At 69.3% G+C, this 9,865-nt stretch carries 6 protein-coding genes; 2 read left to right on the top strand and 4 right to left on the bottom strand.

From position 1 onward, the window contains the following. Positions 1-127: 127 nt before the first annotated feature. From rpsT to AC5JJ2_RS04425, 4 genes are all read right to left on the bottom strand, one after another. The gene (gene rpsT / locus AC5JJ2_RS04440) at positions 128-403 is read right to left on the bottom strand and encodes a 30S ribosomal protein S20 (RefSeq protein ID WP_495856750.1); all 276 of its coding nucleotides are present in this window, start codon (positions 401-403) and stop codon (positions 128-130) included. Between the two features lie 40 nt (positions 404-443). Further along, complete coding sequence (gene tsf / locus AC5JJ2_RS04435) at positions 444-1,292, bottom strand: translation elongation factor Ts (RefSeq protein WP_495856749.1); 849 nt, start codon at positions 1,290-1,292, stop codon at positions 444-446. A 93-nt stretch (positions 1,293-1,385) separates the two neighbouring features. Further along, a complete protein-coding gene (rpsB, locus tag AC5JJ2_RS04430; protein WP_495856748.1) occupies positions 1,386-2,288 on the bottom strand; it encodes a 30S ribosomal protein S2 in 903 nt (300 codons plus the stop codon). Between the two features lie 202 nt (positions 2,289-2,490). Continuing rightward, on the bottom strand, positions 2,491-7,242 hold the full coding sequence (locus AC5JJ2_RS04425; protein ID WP_495856747.1) for a serine/threonine-protein kinase: 4,752 nt from the start codon (positions 7,240-7,242) through the stop codon (positions 2,491-2,493). A gap of 332 nt (positions 7,243-7,574) precedes the next feature. On the opposite strand from AC5JJ2_RS04425, the gene rsmH reads away from it, so the two are divergent. Together rsmH and AC5JJ2_RS04415 are read left to right on the top strand one after the other, a co-directional pair. Next, positions 7,575-8,549: a 16S rRNA (cytosine(1402)-N(4))-methyltransferase RsmH gene (gene rsmH, locus AC5JJ2_RS04420; protein ID WP_495856746.1), complete on the top strand. Its 975-nt coding sequence runs from the start codon at positions 7,575-7,577 to the stop codon at positions 8,547-8,549. Between the two features lie 78 nt (positions 8,550-8,627). Further along, entirely contained in the window at positions 8,628-9,758 is a 1,131-nt protein-coding gene (locus tag AC5JJ2_RS04415) for a sulfotransferase family protein (RefSeq protein WP_495856745.1), read from the top strand. The last annotated feature ends 107 nt before the right edge of the window (positions 9,759-9,865 follow it).

Genomic DNA, 9,865 nt, shown 5'->3' with positions numbered 1-9,865 from the left:
CTCTGCGGGGTGGGGTGATCGCGCCCCCGGCGGGGGGGGGGGGGGCCCCGCCCCCCCCCCCCCCCCCCCCGCGGCCGGGGGGGGGGCCCCCCCCCCCCCCCCCGCCGCTCGCGCCGTTAGCGATGAGTCACTTCGCGGCCGCGGGGGCGGCCTTCAGCTTCTTCGCCAGCCGGGACTTGAGCCGGGCGGCCTTGTTCTTGTGGATGTACCCCTTCGCCGCGGCGCGGTCCAGGGCCTGCACCACGACCTTCGCCTCGGTCGTCTTCTTCGCGTCGTCCGTGCCCTTGAGCGCCTCGGTCAGCGTCTTCCGCTTCTCCTTGAGCGCCTTCGCGACGGTCCGGTTGCGGCGGCGGCGCTTCTCCGTCTGGCGGAGGCGCTTCCACGCGGATTCGGTATGCGGCATTGAGAACCTCAGTGTCAGTGTCAGTGAATAGTGTCAGGAATTAAACCGCCCCGACCTTGAAGCGGATGAATTTCAGCACCGTCAGCCCGGCCTTCGAGAGCGCCTGGCCGACCGTCGTGTTCGGGTACTTCGCGGCGTTCGCCATCGGCTGCTCGGTCAGCACCGACTCGGCCAGCCACGTCTTCATCTTGCCTTCCGCGATCTTCTCGACGATGTTCTGCGGCTTCCCCTGGTTCTTCGGCTCGGCCAGGATGTGCGCCATCGCCAGCTCCTTCTCCTTCGCCAGTAGGTCCGCGGGAACCTCGGCCGTCAGGGCGAACTGCGGGTTCAGCGCGGCGATGTGGGCCGAGGCGTCCCGCATCACTTCGTCGGCCGCCTTCTCGCCCTTGCAGACGAGCAGCACGCCGACGCTGCCGTCGTGGTGGATGTACTGGCCGTAGACGTTCCCCGTGTCGCGGGCGAACTTCTGGACGATCATCTTCTCGCGGATCACGCCGACGACCTCGTCCACCCGCTCCTTGACGGTCGCGGGGCCGTGCTTCGCGGCCATCAGCGCCGGCACGTCCGCCGGGTTCGCGGTGGCGACGGCCTTCGCCAGCTCGCCGACGAGTTCGATGACGCGGTCGTTCTTCGCCGTCGGGGCCGACTCGCACCGGAACTCGACGATCGCCGCCTGCTTCGCGGCGTTGTCCACGAATATGCCGATGCGGCCCTCGGCCGTCTCGTTCCCCTCCCGCTTGACCGTCGCCTTCGCGAACTGGCTGCGGAGGATTTCGATCGCCTTGTCCATGTCGCCGTTGGCTTCGGTCAGCGCCTTCTTGCAGTCCATCATCGGCAGGTCGGTCTTCTTCCGAAGCTCGTTCACCGCGGCGGCGGAAATCGTGCTCATTGGTCCCTCTGGCAGTGTCCGTATATAGCCGCCGGCTTGCCGGCGGGGGTCGTGTCGAAAACCGCCGGCAAGCCGGCGGCTATATACTCCCGGTTAACCGACAGGCTGGGCCGCCGGCGGGTTCGTCGCCGGGGCTTCCGCGGCCGGGGCCGGCGCGGGGGCTTCCGGCTTCGGGATGATCCGCGGCTTCTGCAACATCGCCTGCTGCTCCGGCGGCAGGGCGGCCCGGCCTTCCAGCACGGCGTTCGCCAACTTCTGGAGCACGACCTCGATCGACCGGATCGAGTCGTCGTTGCCGGGGATCGGCAGGTCCACCGGGTCCGGGTCGCTGTCCGTGTCGATGAGGGCGACCGTGGTGATGCCCATCCGCCGGGCTTCCTTCACCGCGATGTGCTCCTTCTTCGGGTCCACGATGACCAGCACTTCCGGGGCCCGCTTCATCTCGCGGACGCCGAGCAGGTTCCGCCGAATCTTGATGAGTTCGCGGCTGAGCGTCGAAATCATCTTCTTGCTGTACCGGCGGATCGGGGCCGTGTCCGGGGCCTTGTTCAGGTCCATCTTGCCGGCGTCGTTCATCATGCCGGCGATGTACGTCGTCATGTCGTGCCGCTTCGGGTTGTCCCCCTCCGGCAGCCACATGGCTTCGAGTTCTTCCAGGCGGTTGAGCCGCGAGCGGATGGTCTTGAAGTTCGTGAGCGCGCCGCCGAGCCACCGCTCGCTGACGTAGGGCATGCCGCACCGGGCGGCCTCGCGTTCGAGAATGTCCTTGCCCTGCCGCTTCGTGCCGACGAACAGCACGAGTTGGCCCTTCGCGACGACCTGCGACAGGTAGCGGTGGGACCGGAGTAGCCCGCGCACCGTCTCCCGGAGGTCGATGATGTGGATGAGGTTCCGCTTGCCGTAGATGTACGGCCGCATCTTGGGGTTCCAGCGGCTGGCCCGGTGGCCGTAATGCACGCCGGCGTCGAGCAGCTCTTTCACGTCGATTAACGCCACAAATCACCCTCCCAGGTCGATTCTTGTTCGACCTCAGTTGGAACGAAGAAACGCCCCCAACACGGTTTCTGGGGCGGAAGAGTGTGTTTATATGCCAAGAACGGGTGTTGTCCAACGATTTTCCCAGTCCCGGGCGCGTGAAAACGGGTCGGGGGTCGAACCCCGCGGCCCGACCCCCGACCCGTTTCTCGGACGTGGAAACTTACTTCACCTCGACGACCTCGACCTTCGCGACGTGGAGCGTGTTCCCCGCGCCGGTCGTCGTGTTCTCGACGACCAGATCGACCGGCGTGGCGGCCGGGGCGACGAAGTCGAGCGTCGCCGTCTTCCACTCGCCGCCGGTGCCGGGCAGGTCGGCCTGCACCAGCCGGCTGTACTTCTCCTTCGGCGTCCGCACGGCCATGACGCCGGCCGCGTCGTTGGCCGTCAGGTAGTCCACCTTCACCCGGTACTTCTTGCCGCCGGCAATTTTGTCCCCGGCCTTGTCGCCGACATCCACCTGCACCTGGGACGAGATCGCGTCGTTCAGGTTCGTCACCGCCATCGCCGCCCGGCCGTTGACGGTGACGCCGCGGAACTCGGCCTTCGACTCGGCCTTCCACGTCAGCCCCTTCACCCCGGCCGGGAGGACCTTCCACGTCTCCAGGCTCGGCTTCTTGTTCTCGATCGTGTACTCGAACGGCCCCTTCTCGGCGAAGTCCACGGCGTACACGGCCGGGCCGTCGCCCGCCGCGGGGGCCGGCGGCGCGGGCGGGGCCGCGGCCGTCGGTTCCTTCAGCGCGACGATCTCGATCTTGTGGACGTACAGCGTGTTCCCCTCGCCGACGGTCGGGGTGCCGACCTGCGCGTCCACCTCGACCCCGGCCGGCGGCCGGGTGAAGTCCACCGTGACGGTCTTCCACGCCCCGCCCGTTCCCGGCAACTCGGCGGACGCGATCGACTGGTAGTTCTCCTTCGGCCGGCGGACCGAGAGCCTCCCGGTCGCGTCGTTCTTCGTCAGGTACTCGACCTTCATCCGGTACGACTGACCGGCCGCCAGCGCGGTGAGGTCGTGCAGGTGGAGCTGGCTGCTGTTCGTGTCGTTGAGGTTCGTCATGCCGACGCCGACCTTGCCGGCGACCTCCTCGGCCCGGAACTCGGCGACCGACGCCTTGTTCCAACAGTTCATGCCCGCCCCGGCGGGGAGGTTCGCGCCGCCGTCGGAATCGGCCTTCCCGTCCATGAACGTGCTGCGGAACGGCTTGACGGCCCCGAACTCGAACGCCTGCACGGTCCCGGCCTCGACCAGGTTCTTGGCCGGCTTCGGCGGGGCCGGGGACGCGGCCCCCGGTTGCAGCACCTCGAAGTCGTACAGGTTGAACGCCTGGGACGGGTTCGGGAGGAAGCTGTGGAACTCGAAGAACCCTTCCGTCGCCCCGCGGAGGTCCACGACGGCCTCGTGGGAGACCGGCTTGCCGCCGGTGCCGGGGAGGCTGCCGAGCGTCGGGACTTCCCACGCGGTGGCGACCGGCTTGACCGGCTTGAACTTGACCTGGGCCTCGGACGCCCCGGCCCCGTCCGAGGAGTAGGTGAACCGGAGGGTCACCTTGCCGGCCGGGAGCGGCATGCGGGGGGTGAAGATCATGCCGGTCCCCCGACTCGGACTTTTGGCCGCCAGCCGGAGGTGGCGGACGCCCAACGTCATCCGGCCGTTCTTCTCGACCGCGAAGAACGCCGTCTCGGCGTCCGTGTCCCAGCCCGCGCCGCGCCAGCCGGCCGGCCAGTCGCCGGCCCCGTCCTTCGCGGCCTGCACGAACCGGATGTCTTCGGCCGGGTCGCCGGTCCGCTCGGCCCCGCCGCGGGCGTTGAACAGTTGCTGGCCGGACAGGTCGAGCTTGTACGCCGACGCCCACCCCGCCGGTGCGGCGGCCGTCGGGGCCTCCCCCGTACCGACCTCGATCAGCGAAACGTCGCGGACGTACAGCGTGTTCCCGTCGCCGGTCCCCTTCAGGTCGATGACCGCCCGGAGCGGCTGGTCCGTCTTCTTCGCCTCGTACTCGACCGTCTTCCAGCCGTCCGCCGGGGCCAGCTCTTGGACCTTCAACTGCCGCCACGTGCCGTACTCCTGGAAGTACGACACGCCCTCGGCCGTGCCGGTCGTCTTGTAGGTGAACTTCAACGAGTAGGTCTTCCCGACCTGGAGGGGCAGGCCGATCCCGGTGGGGGCCCGCTCGAACTCGAGCCCGAGCTGGGCGGACGGTACGTCGTTGCGGTGGGTGATGCCGAACGCCGGGACGCCGTCCACGTCCTCCCGGGCGACGACGGCCAGCGTCTCCCTCTTGTGGCCGTGCAGGTAGACGCCTTTCGGGAACGTGCCCGGCTGCCCCTCGATCGTCTGCGACCCCTGCTTGACGGCCCGGAACGCCGGGACGGCCGCCGGGTCGAGCCGGAACAAGACGACGGTGCCGGCCCCGCCGGCCGCCGGGAGGCGGTCGAGGGCGGACACGGTGAGCTTGCGGATGCGGAGCTCGCCGCCGACGCCGAGGTCGGTGATGTGGAACTCGAACCGGCCGGCCGCCGCCCCCTTGAGGTCGGCGTCGAACGTGACGGTCTTCCACGCCCCGCGGGTCGGGTCGAGCTTCTTCAGGTCGAACGCCTTGTCCCGCGCCGGGGCGACGGGTAGGAACCGGACGAGCGGCATCGCACTCGTCTTCCCGTCGGACCGGTACTCCAGTTCGACCCGGCACGCCCCCTTCAGCCCGGCGATTTCCGGGGTAAACAGCATCGCCGACCCCGCCCCCTTGGTGTTCCGCGACCCGATCTGCTGTTGGCCGTTGTTCGACTCGATGAAGAACTCGGCCTCCTCCCCTTCCCGCCACGGCCGGCCGTTCCAGTTCGCCGGCCACGCACCCGTCCCGGTCCGGTTCGTCACCATCCAGTCCTTCTGGCCGCCCGTGCCCATGACCAACCGGCCGCCCTCCAGGAACGGCTGCTGGCGGGACAGGTCGAGCTTGTACACCAATTTCGCGGCCACGGGGGCCGGCGTCGGGCCGTCCGTCACGTCGAGGAACTCGACCCGCCGGACGTAGAGGAACTTGCCGGGGGCCGTCGTGTCGGCCTTGAACGTCACCTGGACGGGCACGTCCGGGGCGGTGAACCGGTTGGTCGCCGTCTGCCAGGACGTTTCCGTCAGCTTCACGTGGCCGACGCTCTTCCAATCGCCGGTCGTCTGGACGGTGCTCGCCCCGCCCGCCCCCGCGTCCACCTTGTACTCGATCCGGGCCTCGTAGACGCGGCCGGCCGCGAACGGCTTCAGCCCGCCCTGCTCCGGGCGGAAGCAGAGCTGGGCCGAGGGTTCCCCCTCGACGCTCCCGACGGCGAACGCCTTGCGGCCGTCCACGTCCAGGGCGCGGAACTCGCCGACGGCCTCCTTCGCGTAGACCTGCAACTGCCACCCGGCCGGCAGGATCGGATACTCCCCCTCCCGGGGGCTTTGGCCGTTCTGGAACACGACGCGGGCCGGCGCGACCTCGGCCGCGTCGAACACGTGGACGACGCGGGCGGCCGGGGTCACGGTCGTGCTCACCCGGTTCGCCGGCGGGTTGGCCGGCGGGTTCGTCGGGGCCGGGTTGACCGGCGGGGCCGGGTTCGGGTTCGCGGGCGGCGGTTGAACCGGGTTGCCGCCGGTCGGGTTGCCGGCGAACGGCTTCTCCGGCTCCGCGGGGCTGCCGCCGAAGATCATCCAGCAGACGAGGACGACGGCCGCGGCCACGGCCGCCCCGACGCCGCCGTACAACTTCCACGGGACCTCGCCGGCCGTGCCCAGCCGCCTGCTCTTGCTGATCCGGGCCGTCCCGTTGTTCGCGATCTCACTGAGCGTCGCCTGCATCTCGACCGAGTTGGCCAGGTCCGTCCCGGACAGGCTGACGACCATCCGCTGCGCCCCGGCGTTCGGCAGCCACTCGGCCACGGCCGTGATGACCTCGCCCGGCGACTGGTACCGCTTCTCCGGCTTCTTGTGCAGCATCTTCGCCACGACCTTCGCCAGCTCCGGCGGGAACGTCTTGTCGATCGTCGTCAAGGACGGGGCGTCCTTCATCTGGTGCTGGACGAGCTTCTGCGTCGTGTTCCCGGCGAACGGCGGCGTCCCGGTGACGAGCGCGAAGAACGTCGCCCCGAGGCTGTAGATGTCCGTCCGGATGTCGATGTTCGGGGCGTTCATCGCCTGCTCCGGCGAGATGAAGTCGGCCGTCCCGACGATCGCCCCCTCGTCCATCCGCTCCGTCAGCTTGTCCGTCTCGTTCGTGGACGACCGGGCCAGCCCCATGTCCAGGAGCTTGACCGTGCCGTCCTTCGCGAGCATCAGGTTGGCCGGCTTGATGTCCCGGTGGATGAACCCCTTCTCGTGGGCGTGCTGCAGCCCGGCGGCGGCCTGCGCGACGTACTCGACGGCCCGCGACGGGGTGATCGGCCCGCCGGCCTGCAACAGGTCCTCGAGCGTCTGCCCCTCGACGTACTCCATCACGAGGAAGTGGACCTCGCCCTGTTGGCCCACGTCGTGGATGCGGACGATGTTCGGGTGGTCGAGCGCCGCCGCGGCGCGGGCCTCGCGGAGGAACCGCTCGACGGTGAGCTTCGCGTTCGGGTCGTTCTTCGCCGGCGGCAGCACCTTGAGCGCGACCCGCCGCTTGAGCGTCTCGTGCTCGGCCAGGTATACGGCCCCCATGCCGCCCTGCCCGATCTGCTCGCTGACTACGTAGGACCCGAGCCGGAACCCGCGGTACCGGCCGGTGAGCAGCAGCTTCGCCTGGAACTTCGTCAGCATCCCCTGCTTGACGAGCATGGCGGCCGTCTGCGTCGGGTCCACCGGCAGGTTCGGGAACGTGCGGAGCCGGTCGTCCAGTTGGGACGACGGGTGGATGCCGCTCTTCCGCACGAGGTCGAGTAGTTCGATGGTCGAGGTGGGGGCTCGCATAGGCGGGGTCACGATTGAGGAAGAAAGTGAACTCCGGCGGGGGTTCCGACCGCGTCGTTGCTTCACCCTATGTCACGCTTTTGATTGCCGCGCGCGAGAGCCGGGACAAACCGTCAAGATTGCGGTGCGGGTTTCGTCGGCGGGATGAAATCTCGACTGACGCGCGAGGCGGGCCATTTTGTCCGCATTCCTTGCGCGCGGAGCTACGATGTCGGCGCAAGGAATACGGACGGACTGCCGCGGGTCGATCATAAAGTGGGTGTTCCTCGCGGGGCCTGCGGATAGTAGTAGCCGTGCCGCGCGAGAGCGGAATTTTGCGAACAGGAGCCGACATGCCGCCCCGCCGCGAGAAGCCGTGGTTCCGCCAGTTCCGCGCCCCCGGCGAGCGGTCCACGGCCGCCGGCGAGCACGTCCCGGTGATGCTGACCGAGTGCCTGGAAGCGTTGAACGTTCAACCGGGGCACACGGTCGTGGACTGCACCCTCGGCTTCGGCGGGCACGCGGTGGAGCTGCTGAAGCGGGTCGACCCGACCGGGCGGTTGATCGCGCTCGACCTCGACGGCGAGAACCTGGCGAAGGTCGAGCCGAAGCTGGCCGCGGTCGGGAACCCGTTCGCGCTCCATCACGGGAACTTCGCCGGCGTCGCGTCGGTGGTCGAGGCGGCGGACGGGCTGCTCGCCGACCTCGGCTTTTCGAGCATGCAGGTCGATGACGCCGACCGCGGGTTCTCGTTCATGCGGGACGGGCCGCTCGACATGCGGATGGACCGCAGCCGCGGGAAGACGGCCGCCGACCTGCTGAACGCAATGCCGGTCGAGGAACTCGTCGCGGCGTTCGTCGAGTTGGGGGACACGCCGCCGGACGAGGCGGAGAAGATCGCCGCCGCGCTGCACACGGCGCGGGAGAAGTTGCCCTTCACCCGGACCCGCGAGGTGCGGGACATCATCCGGCACGCCGTGCCGGTGCGGTCGGTCCGCGGCCCCGGCCAGCCGCCGGAGCGGAAGCAGTTGCTCCTGCCGACGACGCGGGCGTTCCAGGCGCTGCGGATGCTGGTGAACCGCGAGTTGGCGAACCTGCAACAGTTGCTACGAGTTCTGCCGAGCGTGCTGAAGCCGGGCGGCGTGGCGGCGGTCATCTCGTTCCACAGCGGCGAGGACCGGCTGGTCAAGGCTTCCTTCCGCGACGGGGCGCGGGCCGGCGTCTACGACCGGGTGGCGGACGACCCGGTCCGGCCGACCGAGGCGGAGAAGGCGGCGAACCCGCGGGCGCGGTCGGCGAAGCTGCGGTGGGCGCGGCGGGCGCGGTGAAATCGGCCGGCGGGTTGCCGGCGGCGGCCGTTTCCGATTGACTGATGGTGCGCTCCGCCCCGAAACGGATGTCGAACCATGACCCCACTCCCGCCGCGTGCCGCCGACGTGCTCCCGAAACCCCGCGAATGGTCGCCGCGTCTGTGGGAAGGGGCCGACCTCTTCGCGTGGCTCCGCATCCTGCTCGCCAACCGCGCCGCCGTCCAGCCGCCGTACTGGTACATCGCCGGGTGCGTCGGCGTCATGAGCTTCACGCACACCGCCCTCCGCTGGATGCAGCACGGGCTGTACGGCCGTCGGATCGCGGACACGAAGGTGCAGCCGCCGGTGTTCGTCATCGGCCACTGGCGGACCGGCACGACGCTCTTGCACGAGCTGCTCATCCTCGACGACCGGCACGCCTTCCCGGATACGTTCGCCTGCTTCGTGCCGAACCACATCCTGCTGAGCGAGCGGGTCTTCAAGGACCACCTCTGGTTCCTGATGCCGGAGAAGCGGCCGATGGACAACATGGCCGCCGGGTGGGAGCGGCCGCAGGAAGACGAGTTCGCGCTCTGCCTGATGGGCCAGCCGAGCACCTACGCGGACCTGGCGTTCCCGAACCGGGAGACGATCTTCCCCGGCGCGCTCGACCTGTCCGGCCTGACGCCGCGGCAGCGGGAGGACTGGAAGAAGGCGTTCCTCCGGTTCGTGCAGACGCTGACGTACCGCGACCCGCGGCGGCTGGTGCTGAAGTCGCCGCCGCACACGGCCCGCATCCCGACGCTGCTGGAACTGTTCCCGGACGCGAAGTTCGTGTACATCCAGCGGGACCCGCACGTCCTGTTCCCCAGCACCGTGAACCTGTGGAAGTCGCTCGGCAAGAAGCACGGCCTCCAGACGCCGGCGAACGACGCGCTGGTCGAGGAGAAGGTGTTCCGCGAGTTCCGCGTCATCCACGAGCGATACCTGGAAGCGCGGAGCTTGATCCCGGCGGGGAACCTGGTGGAAGTGCGGTACGAGGAGCTGGTGACGGACCTGGTCGGCGGGATGGAGAAGGTGTACGCCGGCCTCGGCCTCGGCGGGTTCGACGCCGTGCGGCCGCGGGTGCAGGGGTACGCGGCGCGGAACAAGAACTACGAGACGAACAAGTACCCGATGCCGCCGGAGCTACGGGCGAAGGTCCGCGACCGCTGGGGCGATTTGATCGAGAAGTTGGGGTACGCGTAGCAATTCAAGGCGAGCGTCGGGGCGTAAGCCCGACGTGGCAACACGCCCGCGGTGGCCTGTTGTGAACGTAAAGCTCGTCGCCTGTAATGAAGCCACGTCGGGCTTAC

Source organism: Limnoglobus sp. (genome assembly GCF_059499385.1).
This window is presented reverse-complemented; position numbering and strand designations above follow the sequence as displayed.